Annotated in this window: 12 protein-coding genes; 7 read left to right on the top strand and 5 right to left on the bottom strand. The window is 63.8% G+C overall.

Annotated features, from left to right (window positions below):
• Nucleotides 1-9: 9 nt before the first annotated feature.
• Nucleotides 10-6,171 carry a cupredoxin domain-containing protein gene (locus BN69_RS18305; protein ID WP_014889663.1) on the bottom strand — a complete coding sequence of 2,054 codons (6,162 nt, stop codon included), beginning with the start codon at nt 6,169-6,171 and terminating at the stop codon, nt 10-12.
• A gap of 803 nt (nt 6,172-6,974) precedes the next feature.
• On the opposite strand from BN69_RS18305, the gene BN69_RS00965 reads away from it, so the two are divergent.
• Nucleotides 6,975-7,640, top strand: coding sequence for a methyltransferase family protein (locus tag BN69_RS00965; RefSeq protein WP_014889665.1), 666 nt, complete (start codon nt 6,975-6,977; stop codon nt 7,638-7,640).
• Between the two features lie 71 nt (nt 7,641-7,711).
• Complete coding sequence (locus BN69_RS00970) at nt 7,712-8,071, top strand: protease inhibitor I42 family protein (protein WP_014889666.1); 360 nt, start codon at nt 7,712-7,714, stop codon at nt 8,069-8,071.
• An 88-nt stretch (nt 8,072-8,159) separates the two neighbouring features.
• On the opposite strand, the gene BN69_RS00975 is transcribed toward BN69_RS00970, so the two are convergent.
• On the bottom strand, nt 8,160-9,029 hold the full coding sequence (locus tag BN69_RS00975) for a methyltransferase domain-containing protein (RefSeq protein ID WP_014889667.1): 870 nt from the start codon (nt 9,027-9,029) through the stop codon (nt 8,160-8,162).
• A 347-nt stretch (nt 9,030-9,376) separates the two neighbouring features.
• Here BN69_RS00975 and BN69_RS00980 point away from each other — a divergent pair, with 347 nt between their 5' ends.
• The 4 genes from BN69_RS00980 (at nt 9,377) to BN69_RS00995 (ending at nt 12,320) form a co-directional block, all read left to right on the top strand.
• On the top strand, nt 9,377-9,871 hold the full coding sequence (locus tag BN69_RS00980; RefSeq protein WP_041926742.1) for a L,D-transpeptidase: 495 nt from the start codon (nt 9,377-9,379) through the stop codon (nt 9,869-9,871).
• 378 nt (nt 9,872-10,249) lie between these two features.
• Nucleotides 10,250-10,753 (top strand): type III secretion system chaperone family protein, encoded by a 504-nt coding sequence (locus BN69_RS00985; RefSeq protein WP_014889669.1) that lies wholly within the window; start codon nt 10,250-10,252, stop codon nt 10,751-10,753.
• Nucleotides 10,750-11,568 (top strand): pyrroline-5-carboxylate reductase, encoded by an 819-nt coding sequence (gene proC / locus BN69_RS00990; RefSeq protein ID WP_014889670.1) that lies wholly within the window; start codon nt 10,750-10,752, stop codon nt 11,566-11,568. Before BN69_RS00985 ends, proC begins: the two co-directional genes overlap by 4 nt.
• 77 nt (nt 11,569-11,645) lie before the next feature.
• A complete protein-coding gene (locus BN69_RS00995; RefSeq protein WP_014889671.1) occupies nt 11,646-12,320 on the top strand; it encodes a TetR family transcriptional regulator in 675 nt (224 codons plus the stop codon).
• Nucleotides 12,321-12,441: 121 nt separating this feature from the next.
• On the opposite strand, the gene BN69_RS01000 is transcribed toward BN69_RS00995, so the two are convergent.
• Genes BN69_RS01000 through BN69_RS01010 form a run of 3 tightly spaced genes read right to left on the bottom strand, consistent with a single transcriptional unit; the run spans nt 12,442 to nt 15,131 of the window.
• Nucleotides 12,442-13,812 (bottom strand): ATP-binding protein, encoded by a 1,371-nt coding sequence (locus BN69_RS01000; RefSeq protein ID WP_014889672.1) that lies wholly within the window; start codon nt 13,810-13,812, stop codon nt 12,442-12,444.
• An 18-nt stretch (nt 13,813-13,830) separates the two neighbouring features.
• Nucleotides 13,831-14,598, bottom strand: coding sequence for a response regulator (locus BN69_RS01005; RefSeq protein WP_244435002.1), 768 nt, complete (start codon nt 14,596-14,598; stop codon nt 13,831-13,833).
• Nucleotides 14,568-15,131, bottom strand: coding sequence for a MarR family winged helix-turn-helix transcriptional regulator (locus tag BN69_RS01010; protein WP_014889674.1), 564 nt, complete (start codon nt 15,129-15,131; stop codon nt 14,568-14,570). Before BN69_RS01010 ends, BN69_RS01005 begins: the two co-directional genes overlap by 31 nt.
• Nucleotides 15,132-15,265: 134 nt before the next feature.
• On the opposite strand from BN69_RS01010, the gene BN69_RS01015 reads away from it, so the two are divergent.
• Entirely contained in the window at nt 15,266-16,156 is an 891-nt protein-coding gene (locus tag BN69_RS01015; RefSeq protein WP_014889675.1) for a branched-chain amino acid aminotransferase, read from the top strand.
• Nucleotides 16,157-16,186 lie beyond the last annotated feature (30 nt).

Below are 16,186 nucleotides of genomic sequence, written 5' to 3' on the forward strand. Positions count from 1 at the left end.
CGCGCTCTCCTATTCGCCGCGGCGTGATTGTTTGGAGGCCGATTTGGGCTCGACGCGCAATATTCCCCAAAGTCCTCCGTCGAAGAGGAAACTTGCCTCGCTGCGGTAGAGGTAATCCATCGGCTGTTTCGCCGCGCCGCCTGCGTCCACCTGCAATGTCACGCCCATCATCGGGCCGAAGCCATTGTAAACGCCCTGCCGGATGGAGGAGCCTTTGGCGGGGTCGAACACGCGGGAGTCATCCGACCAAGGATACGGATTCCAGCTGTGACCGCTGAATTCAAAACCCTGTTGCCGTGTATGTCCGCCGGGATGCACGATGTTGAGGCGGAGCTTGTCGCCGGCGACAGCCACGATCACCGGCGTCTCCGGATCGCAGGGATTGTCGAGCGCTGGCGTTGGCGCTACGCCCGCGACACAGGGGCCGCGTTCGCCGACGCGTCCCGAACTCAGCGCCTTGCTGTAATCGAACTGCGTGTTGCGTTCGGGGAAACCGATGCTGGGGTCGGCGCCGCGCCGCGCCCAAAGCGGCTCCGTTTTGTAGTTGATGGCTTTGACGCCATAGTCGTCGGGCTCTTCCGCGCCTGACAGATTGGGCACCGGATGTCCGCCGCTCGTGGCGCTGACAGCGTCCTGCATCACGAGAACCTGATCGACATAAGGCTCCCGGCCCGGCGCGCAAATCCGTGCGCTCAAGCCGCCGGGGAATGTCGGCTTGCCGGGCGCGGCGCTGTCGCCCGCCTTGCAAACTTCCGATCCCTCCGGGCCGATGACCAATGCGCCGACAAGGCCGTGCGCCGGATGCTTGATCGGATCGCCGAAGCTGCGCAGCGGCAAAGCGCCAAATTCGATCGGCTTGCCGACCAGCTTTCCGTCTTGAACTTTGAAGTCGGTGGCGCTCCAAATGAACGATCGCTTGCATCGCGCTTCGCGGACGCCAGGGACGCAGGGCGCGATCAGCGAGCCTTGGCGCGCAAGCGCATCGGGTTTCGCGCTCAGCCAGTCGCCTTTCGCGAGTTTGGCGTTGATCGACTGGAACCAGACTGCGCCGTTCAGTCCGACATTGCTCCCGTCGGCGGAGACGACATGTTGCGCAACGCGCGGCGCCGACAGCCCGACCGAACCAGACATGCGAAACTGATTGATGTTGAACCCATCCGTAATCATCGGAAGGAAGTTATGATAGGCGCGCTCATCCGGAACGACGCCTTCCGGACCGGGTCCGTCCTCCATTTTTGCGGGCAGAAGATTGCGCAGATTGACATGCAGGCATTCACCCGCGGCGGCGCGCAGCACGAGCGGCTCGATGCGCCTTGTCGTAAACTCCGCTCTCATCTGATTCATCACATCGCTGTTGCCCTGCCTAAACCACTTGGATTCGTGCTCGCCGCATTTCTCATTCGCGGCGCCGTCGCAATAGCCGTCGGCGTTCAGCACATAGACAACGCCCTGCGCGTCCGTCAGATCGAAACGCGCGCTGTAATCGATGCCCTTCGCTTCCTTTGCGTCGCAGGCGTTGTACAGATCGCAGGCCCGGACCGCGCTGATGTCGAAATAGCGATCCCGCCGGTTCGGCGAAGCAGGACAAATATCAGGCATATCGCCGTGCCGGTCGGCGACCTCGTCCTGACGCAGCGGCGCGAGGAAATCTGCCGGCGTGAAAGTCACGGGGGCGGCGCTTGCGGTTTTGAGCATGTTCGTCGTTTCATTGCGCTTCGTAAAGCTGCGCATGACGCCCCACAGGCCGTCCCACAACTGATCAATGGATGAACCGAAATAGAGATAGTCCGTATGCGCGCCGTCGAACTGGTTCACGTTGATGTCAAATTCGAAATGTTCGGAAATGCCGAGCGCCTGCGCGTTGACGAAGCCCGAGTTGTTTTCGAGCGAGACAGAGCCGTCGCTCTGTGTTTTTGACGCGCCGCCGGGGAGGCGCGGCCATTTCAGGCCGTTCATGGTGAACACATGCTGCGCCTCCTGCGCCCCCTGGATGAGTCGGATCTGCACCGGATCACGTTCATAGACCGGCAGAATGGGCGTCGCGGGATCGCCGAAGCGCCGCCACGGCTCGAGGCGTGCCTGGTTCAGCCGGTCCGGGCAGCCCTCCGTCTTGCCCATGAGCGTCGTCGGATAGAGCATGCAGTTGAAGTCGCGGCGCCACCGCTCCACGGACGAAAGCACGGGCGCGAGTTTGCTCTCGACCGGCGTCTTCTTGATGAGGTCGCGCGTCGCCGGCGAGACGGCGATCGCACTCGTCGTCGTCGCGAGCTGTTCGTCGCGCTTTGCATGCGCCGCGGTGCTCATGCCATTCGCCGGATCGCCGAGACAATCCTGGTCTCCGCTGTCGAGCTTGCATGCCGTCTTGAGGTCGGAGCGTTTCGTCGCCTGCGAATAGTCCCAGCCGCCAAGGCGCTTGTTCAGCGTCAGATCGGAAAGACGCAAAGCGAGCGGCTCGTGCCGATAGTTGAAATACTGGCTGCCGGGATCTTCCGATGAAATTCCAAGCGGCCGCGCCAGCGCCTCGGCGACGTGGCGCCTGCCGAAACGAATGGCGCTGTTGTCGCGCAAGGCGCTGCTGTCGCCGCGCGGCTCCGGATTGATCGGTTCAAGCGCCATATTATAGGCGATGCCGAAATCCGCGACCGCCAGCAGAAATTCGCGTCGCGTTTCATGCGCGTCGAGAGCTTCCTTGCAGGCCGGGCTCTTGTAGGCGTCCGCGTCGGCGAAGCAGGGCGGCGTCAGAATATTCGCCATCGTCGCGGTCGGGCCTCCGTCGGCGCGAATCCGCAGGGGCTCATGGATGGACGCCACGGTCGATGAAAACGGATCGGACCCGCCGATCAGCTTGTCGCAAATGAGCGACCGATTGGGATCGCCGCCGCGCAAGTGACAATTCAGCGGCCCGCCCGACGAAATCGTCTCCCCGATTTTCTTCGGCTCGAGATCAAGGCGAGTCCAGAGCGTGTTGGACGGCTCGATCACGAGCCCGGCATAAAGCCCGTGCTGCTGATGCGAACTTGGGCCCATGTGATCATGCGTGAACACCGTGCGTAGCGTGTCGTCCTTGCCGTTCCGGCGATTGATGATGGGATCGGCCCACCAGCGCTGCGTCGTGCGCTGCGCGCCGCAATAGGGGTGCTTCGTGTCAAGCAGATGCTCATAGGCGTCGTCGCTGAGCGATCCCTGCGGCGGACATTGGCCTTTCACGAGCAGGCTGGCGCTCTTCTTGTCGGCCGCGATGTCGCCGGTCTCGATGAACGAGACGCCGCCATTCTTTGGATCCTTCGGATCGTTAAAGAGCGGATGGACTTTTGGATGCAATTTCTCGGCCGGGTTCGTCGTCGTGCGATTGACGGCGAAAATCCGTTCGCGGACTTCGTCGGGCGAGAATGTCGAGTCTTCGTAATTGAAGCCGTTGCCCGACCCGTCCGACGAGGTGACGTCGAACTTTACGAGATGGATATGCTGGCCGATCGTGTCGGTCGGCGTGTAGATCTGAAAATCGTCGACAGCGAGAGCGCTCGGAGCAAAGTTGGATGATTTGAAATTGATGCATTCACGTGAATTCGCCCGGAAGAAAAGCGGCTCCGGCAATTGCGTGCGTGTGTTTGGATCGATGACGTTCTTGATGTCATTTTCGAGGATGACGATCCGCCCCTGCGGATCGAACCAGCCATGCTTGTTGTAGGTCAGCTCGGTCTGGATGAACGCGGCGCGATAATTGCGCTCGGGCGTGTCGTCCGTCGGACAGGGATCGGCGAAGGGCGCGCCAGGCTTCGGCGCTCGCGAATTGACGAAGAACAGGGCCGGGCGCGCCTTCGTTTGCGTCGGCGTCAGACTGGCGACGTCGGTCGGATAGGCGCGCGCTCCCGGCCACTGGTCGGGATAAGTCGATGGCGCGTCGACAGGGTGCAGTTCATCTAGGCGCCCCTGATGGAAGCGCATCGCCGCCTGTTCCTGCGGCTCGCCTGTCTGATTCAGTTTGCGGATGGTGAGCCTGTCCCAGCGGAAGGCGAGCGCCAGCGCCTGTGCATCCTGCTTGGCCACGCGCTGCGCGATGATTTGCGCCGCGTCGCCGCCCTTGGTCAGCGCATGCTCGTGACTGGCCTTCACCTTCCCGTCCACGACAATGTGGCGCGGAAGACCGCCGTCGACGATCGTTTCCGGTGTGGGCTCCCGCGCGGTTCGCCAGTCCTTCGCCCAGGCGTCATTCCAGCTCGCGTCCGCGACGTCGATGTCGAGGGGCGGCTGCGGCGGCCGGTGCCCCGCTTCGCCCGCGATGTAGAAAGGATAGCCGCGGAACGCCGCGGACGGCATCGGCGCGAGCGCGAAGCCCGGCAGCGGAACAACCGCCGGCGTTTGCGTGCCCGTTGTGATTTCGCCGTCCGGCAGATTCATCATGGACGGATCCGTGGCCGGATCGTTGGGCTTGAAGAGACCCGGCTTGCCGTCCCGGAACGCGTCATGCACCCGCCACAGCTCCCACATGCCCTGCGCAAAGTGCGGATACAGGTGGCAATGGAAGATCGAGTCGCCGGGCGTGTAGTTCCTGTTTCCCGAGCCGCCAAAGGCGATGCCGTAACTGAACGTCGCGCCCGGTGAAATTGTCTGCGAGTCGAGATAGCTGGAGCCGGGATTGGCCGTATCCTGGAACCATTGATGCGCGTGCAGATGGAAGATGTGCGTCTCTTTCGGCCCTGCGTGCAGGTTTCGGAATCTTACGGGGTCGCCGAGATAGGAGTGATGCACATTGGACGGGTCGTCCGGATAGCGCGCGCCATTCGGCTTACCGGTTCTCTCGTCATAGGAGAGAACAAGCGCCGGATCGCCATTCGCCCATGAGGTCAGGAAAAATTCTTCCGCGCGGCATTCGGGACATTTGGCGACGGGCCCGATGGGCGGCTTGTCGCCGCGAAGCGCCGGGGTGGCCATCGCCGCGACGCCCATGCTCGAAACGCCGTAATTGATGCCCATCCCGTCGCGAACCTGGTGCAGCGGGTTGTTCTCGTCCGCGAGTTCGGGAAAAGCCTGCTCGGCATGCACTTCATCGTGAAAGATGACGGTGAATTCACGGAACGGGCTGTCGCAGTCATGACCATGCGTATCCGTCCTGCAGTCGGGGTCGGAACCTTCCTTGGGCACGACGATCGCATTGAGATCGCTGTGAACGATGTTGTTGTCCGCGTCGAGAATGGCGAGAATCGGCCGCGACTTTCCGTCGAGCGTGCGCTTGCGCTCATAGTCGAGGCGGCTGTAGCGATGATGTCCTTCGCCGGCGTCATCGCGAACAAGCTGCATTTCGTCATGCGTCACCTGCGAGCGATACCAGCGCGACCCTTGCGGCTCGACATGGACGGCGCCGAAGAGTCCCAGCCCGATCTGGCCGCCATCGCCTTCGCCGCCGACCGGCGCCGCCGCCGAATAGGCGAAGAATGCGCCTTCGTCCGTCGCAACCCATCGCGATTTGACTGTCTGGCCGGGCTTCGCCAACGAGCCGATGTCGTAACCGCCTTTCACGGCGTCGCTCGTCGCCGGGTTGAACACGATGCCCTGTTTTCCCGGCAGACCGACATTCGTGCCGTCGCCGCCGCAGGCGGCGTTTATCGGGCAGGCGGCGGCCGAAATCGGCGCGACCGACAGGCCTGTGATGTGAAAGGACGCGGCGCGTGTGCGCGGGCGGTCGACGCTGACTTTCTGCGGCGAAGACAGCTCGTTCTTGCCGCTCCCCGGCAGCGCGTTCACATGCTCGGGCAGGCGTCCGCCATGATCCGGCGGCGCGCCGCCCTCTTCGTCCACAGTGGGCGACAGAAGATTGGTGAAGGCGACGTCGAGGCAATCGCCCTTGTTCACGCGCAGAACAAGCGGCCGCGGTCGCTTGTCGGATCGCAGTTTCACCTGGCCGGGCTTCAACTCGGTACCGCCATCCAGCGCGACGACGTCGCTGCGCAAGGCGAACAGCATGCCGGCCGGCACATAGGCGGAATAACGATTGAGGATGTAGGCCTGCTCGAGCGCGACAACATCCGCGCTGACGAAGCCCGTGCACGCAGGACCACTGGCGGCGTCAGGGGATGGCCGTGTGTCCGCCTCATTTGAGCAGGCCATCAGGCTTAGGCAGGCGGACGCGATGAAAATGGCGTGAACGGCGCTCGCAAACTTGAAACGTAGCATGTCAATATCCGTAGAAATAAAATCGACCTAAGACAGGCGAAGCTAAAGCGTAAAGGAAAACGCCGGCCGCCGGAAGGGGTTCCATCGAGCGCGATCCGCCCGCTGGAGTTCATGCGGATGAATATCCGAATGTGCGCTCCGATGCCGATCCCGTCCCCGGCCTATTTGCCCGATCACGACGGCGCCGACGCGTAGGTCCACGTCGTTGACGCTGGCGATCCAGCCGACACGGCTCCGTGAGCTTTAGGTCGGCGCCGTTCCGAGACGACATTCGCATCCAGGAGATACATGCGTTAGCCGGGTTCCTTCGGCTCGCGGCAGACGGCGGCGGCCCGCCTCGGGGTGGCGATGCCCGTCGCTCGCGCTGTTTGCTTGAGCGGCCGATAGACGAAAAATTTCGGACGGCAAGGCGCGAATAGAGGATCACGGCTCAAGAGGAATTTGTTTGCTTCCCCAGATTGCTTACCGCGCTAATTAGCGAAGCGTTTGAACAGTCCTCTTAATTTAATGGAGTGCGTTATGCGAAATCTCCTCATCCTCACGATCGCGGCATGCGTTGGCGGCATGTTCTCCACCGCGGCGAACGCGCGTCCCGTGACGACGGACGAGTGCCTCGCGCGCGGGCTTTGCGCTTATGTCAGCCCGAAAGGTCGCGTGACATGCGGAAAATGCCCTGGCCAGCTAAAGTCGTCAGTCTGGTTCGCGACGCGCGCCCAGGCGAGTTCGAAGCGCAGCAAATAAGGCGGTCGTCGCCGTTGGTCCTGCGCGCGGGCGATTGGTGATAGACAGGGCGGGAGCACGACGTGACATCGCATCCGCTGCTGATCCGCGCCCTGGCCGTGGCGCTGTCCATCGGGCTTTATCTGGCGCTGGCGATCCTCGGCGCCGGCGGGCTCGACGCCTACTTCGCCAATCCGGCGCGGGCGGCGCTCGTCGTCGTCACACTCGCGCTTGGAGTCGCGTCGCTCTTCGTCGGCGGCAATCTCAGCTCAGGCCTGCGCGAGGACCGCGACAATCGATGGGTCATCCCGGCTTTCTTCGTCATCGGACTTCTCGGCGCCTATTTGCCCGCCTGGGCCGATCGGCAGGGACTGTGGAGATTGGACGGCGACGCCGTGCGCTGGCTCGGCGTCGCTCTGCTCGCGGCGGGCGGGGCGTTGCGGCTGTGGCCGGTCGCCGTGCTCGGGCGCCGCTTCAGCGGCCTTGTCGCCATCCAGCCGGGCCACGAACTCGTCACCACGGGACTCTACAGCCGCATCAGACATCCGAGCTATCTCGGCTTGCTGATCTCGGCGCTCGGCTGGGGACTGGGCTTCAACACTGCGGTGGGCGTCCTTGTCGCCTTGGCGAACATCCCGCCGCTTGTCGCGCGGATGAATGCCGAGGAGCGCTTGTTGAGTTCGGCGTTCGGCGCGGCTTATGAGACCTATCGCGCACATACGGCGCGGCTCATTCCGGGCGTATATTAGGGCTGCGAGACGTGGACGCGGACGGCGCCCGCGGGATCGCTATGGTTCGCCAACGCGGCAAGGGGAAACTCATGAAGCGTCTGCTGTCGCGCCTGTTGCTGCTCAGTGTTTTCATCGCGTTTCCCGCGCATGCCGGCGAGGTGATAAAGCTCGCGCCGGGCGGCAGCGCAATCTTCACGCTGCAGGAGAATGTCACGACCGGCTATTCCTGGCGCATCGATCAGGCCGCCAGCCGTGACCTCGACATTCTGGCGATATCGGACCGCGGCCGCGGCGGCGGGCGGCGGCGCATGGTCGGCAGCCCCAGCATGCGCCACTGGAAAATCCGCGCGCTCAAAACCGGACGCGCCGAAATCGTCTTCATCTATCAGCGGCCTTGGGAACCCGCGCCGGTTCAAACCCGCAGCGTCGAGGTGGAGGTCGCGCCTTAGATCGGGTTCGATGAGAACCTAGTTTAGCATTTTCATTTGAGCGTTTCCTTATCGATTACATGAGTCCATGTGATCTGGAAGCGCTTGTTCAGGCGTCGCTCTGACGGGCGGATTTCATCGCGTCCTCGAGACTCATCATCGCCGAGCCGGGCTTCGCCGGCTTTTGCTGGCTCTCATGCGGCGCCCAGCCCGACGCCCAGACGATTTCGAAGCTCGCGCGCACGCGTCCGTCCGCGTCGCAGAAGCGCTCGGCGTAGATTTGCGCGGCGCGCGCCACGACATCCCGCCGCAACGGTTTGCGCGCCCGCTTCACAAGGACGTTGGCGGCGCCCATCGCGCGCAGATCGTCCATCAGCGCGAACATGGAGTCATAGCGCAGCGTGAAGCTGTCGACGTCGGCGACCGGCAGAGCGAAGCCGGCGCGCTGCAGCAGTCCGCCCATGTCGCGCACATCGACGAACGGCGATACGCGAGGACTCGCGCCGCCGGTGATTTCCGCTTCGGCCTGGGCGAGCGCGGCGCGAAGTTCGACGAGGCTGGCGCCGCCGGCGAGGCAGGCGAGGAAGAGTCCGTCCGGCGCAAGCATGCGTCGCGCTTGCGCCAGCGCGCCCGGCAGATCGTTGACCCACTGCAGCGACATGCCCGAGACGATCAAATCAAAGGAGCCCGGCGCAAAGGGCGGCGCTTCCTCGTCAGCGACGACGTCGCCGGCATGTCCGCTCGCGCGCAAGGGCCGCGCACGGCCGCTCGCCATGACGGCCTGCGCGAAATGTCCGCTTGGCGAACCGAGATCGAGCGCGCGCGGAAACTCGCGCTTCACCGTCAGCAACCGATCGAGCAGATCGTCGGCGGCGCGCGTCATCAGGAAATCCGGCGCGCCTTTCGACATGGCGCGGCGCAAGCGCCGGCGCAGCAGCGGGCGATCAAAAATCCTCGGCGGTCCGGCTGTCTCGCTCATGCCTTATTACCGCGCCCGCGCCAGTTACCCTGCAAGTGCGCAATGCGCACGAATTTCGACGAAAGGATGGCGCAATCTTGAAGCGATGATCCGAAGCGAAGCGGTCGCGACGATAGAACATTCCAGATTATCTTAACGTTAAGCCATAACCTGAAAACGCGAAACGTTTCGACAAGATCATGGCGAAAGTTAGACTGCCGCCATTCAAGAAGTCGCTGTCGAGGCTTCAACACGTAGGGTGTAGCGTCATGCGTAAACTGTTTGCTTTCTTGCGTCGATCCCACACCGCCGGAGCGCCAACCGGAACGTCAGCTGGAACGTCAACTGGAACGCTTCAGTCAGTTTTGATGGCGACAGTCGTCGGACTTGGCGTCGCCGCGCTTCCGCAAGACGCGAACGCGCGCAACATCGTCTCCTTCTCGCCCCACGTCGCTCCCGGCACCGTCGTGATCAGCGCCAGCCAGCGGAGGCTTTTCTACGTCGTCGACACCGGAGTCGCCATCAGCTATCCCGTGGCCGTTCCCAAGCGCGGCAAGGAATGGTCGGGCGCGACGTCCATCGAGGGAAAATACGTCAATCCCGACTGGGTTCCGCCAGCGGTGGTGAAGGCCGATCACCCGGAACTGCCGAATTTCATCCGTGGCGGCTCGCCGCGCAACCCGATGGGCGTGCGCGCGTTGACGCTCAGCAGCGGCGAAGTCGCAATTCACGGCACGACCCAGAAGATGCGCGCTTCGATCGGCACGGCCGCCTCCTACGGCTGCATCCGAATGTTGAACGAGGACGTTTCCGACCTCTACGATCGCGTGAGCGTCGGATCGCCGGTCGTGATGACGCGCTAATTCACGCCACCCAAAAAAAGACGCAAGCCTCGTCCGCGACCGCGCGGACGAGGCTTTTTCGTCTCCTCAGGCGCTCGCGCCCGCCGCGCGACTTCGTCCTGTCCTTTATCCAGAGCCTTTTTGGCGCGCATGGCTGTGGAAGAGGGTGGCCGCGCCATGGACGCAGGCGTGCGAATCCCGCAGTCTCCGCCTCGAACACGGTCTGACCATCGCTTTTTTGGCGTCAGAGTTCTTGTGTGGAGTATAGTGATCGCAAGAGATGATTCGACTTTGAATCAATCGCTTGAAAAGGAGGCGCCCTCACGCAAAGCTCCACGACGCATCGTCGCCTGTCTTTTAGTCGCCGCGTTATGCTGACATTGAGAAAAAGGTTGGCACATGCTGATCGCAACGGAAAAAGAAACGGAACGCGCCGAACATCCTGTGGATGTTGTGGAGCAACTGGCGGCCAACAATGATTGGTCCTTCGATCGAGACGATGAAGACGAGATTTCAATTTCCGTCGCCGGAGCTTGGACGGAATATCACGTCGCTTTTACTTGGCTTCCGCAACTCGAAACGCTGCACGTCAGTTGCGCTTTCGATCTCAAGGCGCCCGAGCGCAGGCGCGGCGAACTGATGTCGCTCGTCAACGCGATCAACGAGCAGATGTGGATCGGGCACTTCGACTTCTGGCCGAAGGAGGGCGTGGCGATGCACCGCCATGGCCTCATCCTGACGGGCGGGGCGCAGCCCTCGGCGACGCAATGCGCGGCCTTGCTCGACAACGCGCTTCAGGCGTGTGAGCGGCATTATCAAGCCTTTCAATTTGTGCTCTGGGCCGGAAAGAACGCCAGGGAAGCGCTCGCCACCGCCAATTTCGAGACGAAGGGCGAGGCGTGACCGACGCGGGCGGGCTGCGCGGAAAGTCGGTCGCGCTGATCGGCGCCGGAAACATGGGGCTGGCGTTGCTCGAAGGCTGGGCCGCGCAAGATTTACTGGGCGCAGTGTCGGTCGTCGAGCCGCAGCCGTCGCAGCGGCTCCAGGAGCTGTGCTCCGCGCAGGGCTACGCGCTGAACGGCGCGGCTGCTCCCTGCGACGCCGTGGTTCTCGCCGTTAAGCCGCAGGCGCTGGAGGCGGGCGCCGCGGCGGCGGCCCCTTTCACGGCGCGAGACACCGTCGTCGTGTCGATCCTCGCCGGCAAGCGCGCCGCGGACGTCGCCGCGCGCCTGCCGACGCAAGCCGTGGTGCGCGCAATGCCAAATACGCCGGCGGCGATCGGGCGCGGCGTGACCGGCGCCTTCGCCAGCGCGGCGACGAGCGCGCCTCAACGCGTGTTTTCCGATGCATTGCTGAGCGCCGTCGGCGGCGTGGAATGGGTCGATGACGAGGCGCTCATCGACGTGGTGACGGCGGTTTCCGGATCGGGTCCCGCTTATGTCTTCTATTTCGCCGAATGCCTCGCCGCCGCCGGCGCCGAAGCCGGTCTGCCGGCCGCTCTCGCGGCGCGGCTCGCCCGCGCGACGGTCGAAGGCGCCGGCGAGCTGATGCGCCGGCAGCCCGAGACAGGCCCCGACGAATTGCGCCGGCGCGTCACTTCGCCGGGCGGCACGACGGCGGCGGCGCTTGAGGTTCTTGAGGCGCCGGACGGCCTCGCCGCACTGATGCGCCGCGCCGTAGCTGCGGCGAAGCGCCGGGCAGGGGAACTTTCCGGTTAAGACGGCGCGCGCCTTGTCCCGCCGCCCGGCGACAATAGAATACTGATTGGAAAATTCCTTCGGACCCGGAGACAGACATGACCAGCGGCGGCTCCCGCGACCGAGTGATCGATGCGACGCTTCGGCTCGCCACGCGGCGAGAGTTCAGCGACGTGACGCTCACCGATATCGCCCATGAGGCCGGCATCTCGCTTGCCGATCTGCGCGAACTTTTCCCATCGAAAGGCGCGATCATGGGGGCGTTCTCTCGGCGCATCGACCGGGAGGTTCTCGACGCGGCGCCCAAGGAAGCTTCGCACGAACCCGCGCGCGAGCGGCTCTACGATGTTTTGCGTCGCAGGCTCGACGCGCTCGAACCGCATCGTGAGGCGCTCGCGAGCGTCGGCCGCTGGGCGGCGCGCGATCCGCTCACCGCCGCGGCGCTCAACCGCGAGACCGTGAACTCGATGCGCTTCATGCTGGAGGCGGCGGACATCGACAGCGAGGGGCCGGTCGGCTCGCTCAAACTGCAGGGATTGGCGTTGGCCTGGAGCCGCGTGCTCGAGGATTGGTTCGCAGGCGATATCCATGACGCGCTGTCGACGCTCGATCGCGAACTCACGCGCGGCGAGCGCTACGTCGATCGGGCGGAGGATTTCGCAAGGCTGACGCGCCCGTTCTATTCCTTCGCGCAAAGCCTGTTCGGCTGGCGGACGCGACGTGGGCGCGATTACCACGACGACGACAGCGGCTATCCTCACGCCCGCGCGTGATGAGGCGGGGTTTTAGAGCAGGTTCCGAAGAAGGTGACGGACTTTTTCGATGAGAACCTGCTCCAATTTTTTTTTGAGCGATTCCTATCGATCACATGAGTCCATGTGATCGGGAAGCGCTCTAAAGCGGGAGACTGGCCGTCGCGCGCAAGCCGCCCAGCGGGCTGCGGTCGAGCGTGATGTCGCCGCCATGGCCGCGCGCGATGTCGCGCGCGATGGCGAGGCCGAGCCCCGAGTTTCCGTCGTTCTGGCTGCGGGATTCGTCGAGCCGGTAGAACGGCCGGAAAGCGTGCTCGCGACGCTCCATGGGGATGCCGGGCCCATCGTCGTCGATATGTACGGTCATCGTCGCGCCGTCGTTGATCACTGAGAGTTCGAGCCGGGAGCCGTAACGCTGCGCGTTGCCGACGAGGTTGGCGAGCAGCCGCTTGATCGCCGCCGGTCGCGCGACGATCGTCGGATCGCCCTCAATCTTCACTGACGCCGCGAGACCGCGCTTCTCGGTGTCCGCCCTCAATTCGTCGAGGATGGCCGCGACATCGGTGGGCGAGGACGTTTCGTCGCCGTCGCCGCGGGCGAAGGCGAGATAGGCCTCGAGCATGCGCTCCATCTCGTCCACGTCCTTGCGCATTTCGGCGGCTTCATGCGAGTCGCTCATCAGCGCGAGCGAAAGCTTGAAACGCGTGATGATGGTTCGCAGATCGTGCGAAACGCCGTTGAGCATCGTCGTGCGCTGTTCGATCGCCCGTTCGAACCGGCGTTTCATGTCGAGGAAGGCGGCGCCCGCCTGACGCACCTCGCGCGCGCCGCGCGGACTGAATGCGACATTGCGGCCTTTGCCGAACTCCTCGGCGGCGCGGGCCAGCCGCAGAATCGGCCTGATCTGATTGCGCAAAAAGGAAGTGGCGATGGCGAGGATGATGACCGAGGCGATCGCCATCCACATGAAGAAAATATAGGAGTTGGAGGCGTATGCGTGCGTGCGCGTGGCGAGCATTCTCAACGTCGCGTCATTGAGCGCGACGCGGACTTCGATCAGGCTGCCGGGCAGCGCGGTGTTGATCCAGAAGGGCTCCTTAAGTCGGCGCGAGAGCTCCTTCGTGAGCGCCTTGTCGAGCAGCGAGAACAAGGACGACTTTGGCGCCGGCCCAGGCAAGACCTGCTTGGGGAGAACCGCAACCTCCATATTGAGGTCGAAGGCGGCGATGCGGCGCAGTTGCGCGTGATCCGGGTCGTCCGGGAACGTCTGATAAATATCGACGAGCGCGGCGACTTGCCGGGCCATTCCGGCGGAGAGACGGTAGGTCACGACCTCCCAATGCCGCTCCATGAAGACATAGGCCACGGCGGACTGGAGGAGCACGACCGGCAGGATCACGATCAGCAGCGCGCGGGCGTAAAGCCCTTTCGGCATGCGGTCGTGCAGCCAGTTGGCGAAGCGCCGCCACAGATTGCGGGGCGCGGCGAGAACTTCCGGTAAGACGGCGGTCATCGTGACGACTCTATCATGTCAGCGGTTGGCGCGCAGCGGATCGGCGAGCAGACGATAGCCGTGGCCGCGCACCGTCTGAAGATAGCGCGGCGCGTTCGGCTCGGTCTCGATTTTGCGCCTCAATCGGGCGATCTCGACATCGACGCTGCGCTCGCTCGCGCTTCGCGCGGGATCACGCTGCGCCAAAGTTTGGCGCGAGACGATGGCGCCGCCGCTTTCGGCCAGCGCCCGCAGCAGATCGCGCTCGCGCGTCGTGAGTCGGACCGGCGCGCCGTCGTGCAGCAATTCGCCGCGCGACGGATCGAAGACGAAATCGCCAAAGCGCTTTGGCCCCCCGGGGTCCGCGCGCTGCGCGCGGCGCAAGATGCTGGCGATGCGCAGCGACAATTCCCGCGGATCGAAAGGCTTGGCGAGATAGTCGTCGACGCCGGCTTCAAGCCCTTCGACGCGGTCCGCCGTCTCGGTAAGCGCCGTCAGCATCAGGATGGGCGCGGAACGCAGCGGTTCAGCGCTCTTGCGCAGCCGCGTCGCGAAGGCCGTGCCGCTTTCGCCGGGCATCATGACATCCAGAACGATGAGATCGAAGGCGATGTCGCGCATTCTGACGCTCGCCTCCCTCGTGTCGGCTGCAGCGCTGACGAAATAGCCCTCGTTCACCAGATAGCGCGACAGCAAGGTGCGAATGCGCTGATCATCGTCGACGACGAGGATATGCGCCGCTTTCGCGTTCGGCGCGGCGCGTTGCGGAAAGGCCGTCATGTCGCGGCGCCGGCTGCCTTCGCGCATGCAAGATGCGCTCGAACCCGCTCACGCTCGCCGGAGTCGATCATCGCGAACAGGAATTTGGAGGCGGCGCCGCGCGCCGCGGGCGGGAGCTCGTCCATGACTTTCCGGAAACGCGCCGATTGCAGCGCCGCCAGATCGCGCGCGAGCGTCGCGCCCTTCGGAGTCGGATAGAGAAGGCGCTGGCGGCGGTCGACGACGCCGGCGCGCGCCTCGACGAAGCCCGCCTCAAGGAGTTGTTTCAGCACACGGTTCAGGCTCTGCTTGGTGATTCTCAATATCTCCAGCAGCGCGGCGATGGTCAGGCCGGGGCGACGGTTGACGAAATGGAGCACGCGGTGATGCGCCCGTCCGAACCCATAGTTCTCGAGCAGCCGGTCGGCGTCGCCCACGAAATCGCGGTAGGCGAAAAAAAATAGCTCCACGAGTTCGAGAGCGTCGCCGTCGCCCGCCGCGGCCGCCGCTTCTGCGGCCGCGTTCCGCCAGCCGGCGACGCCCGGCGGCTCGGAGATTTTTCTCGCTACGAGTTCATCCACGCTATTTATTGCCTGACGTTTGGCGGGCGCTATTTACGTCAACTATATTGACATAAATCTGACCGATGGCTAGTGCTGATCAAGCGTCGCAGCGCCTTGTTTGGCCTCTCGATCGCGTCTTCCCGGAGTTCGCCATGTCGCTTCCGCCTTTCGATCAGCGCGACGGATTCATCTGGTACAACGGTGCGCTCGTTCCGTGGCGCGAAGCGAAGCTTCATGTTCTCTCGCATGGGCTGCATTACGCCTCTTGCGTCTTCGAAGGCGAGCGCGCCTACGGCGGGACGATCTTCAAATCGCGCGAACATTCCGAGCGGTTTCAGACGTCCGCTCGGATCCTCGATTTCGAGATCCCTTATAGCGTCGAAGAGATCGACGCCGCAAAGCATGAGACCGTGAAGGCCAACGGCCTCTCCAACTGCTATGTGCGTCCGGTCGCCTGGCGCGGCAGCGAAATGATGGCCGTCGCGGCGCAGAATTCGAGGATCAACGTCGCCATCGCCGTTTGGGATTGGCCGAGCATGTTTGACGTCGAGACCAAGATGAAAGGCATTAAGCTCGACATCGCCGAATATCGGCGGCCCGATCCGCTGACGGCGCCCTCGATGGCGAAGGCCGCAGGTCTTTATATGATTTGCACCATTTCGAAGCACCGCGCGGAGCGGCGCGGCTTCGCCGACGCGCTGATGTACGATTGGCTCGGCCGAGTCGCCGAATGCACCGGCGCCAATGTCTTTTTTGTTCAGGACGGCGCGCTGCATACGCCGATCGCCGATTGTTTCCTTGACGGCATCACCCGCCGCACGGTGATCGACCTCGCGAAGCGACGCGGCGTCGAGGTCATCGAGCGCCGGATCATGCCTGAGGAACTGGCGTCGTTTTCGGAGTGCTTCATCTGCGGCACCGGCGCGGAAGTGACTCCCGTTTCCGAGGTCGGCGTCTATCGCTTCACGCCAGGCGAGCTTTCGCGCGCGCTGATCGAAGATTATTCGCGCGAGGTCGAGAAGCAGCCTTCGCCGGCCGTTTGAGCGCGACTCTGCGCGCGCTCGGCGCGCGCG

The sequence above is a fragment of the Methylocystis sp. SC2 genome (assembly GCF_000304315.1).
Classification (GTDB): domain Bacteria; phylum Pseudomonadota; class Alphaproteobacteria; order Rhizobiales; family Beijerinckiaceae; genus Methylocystis.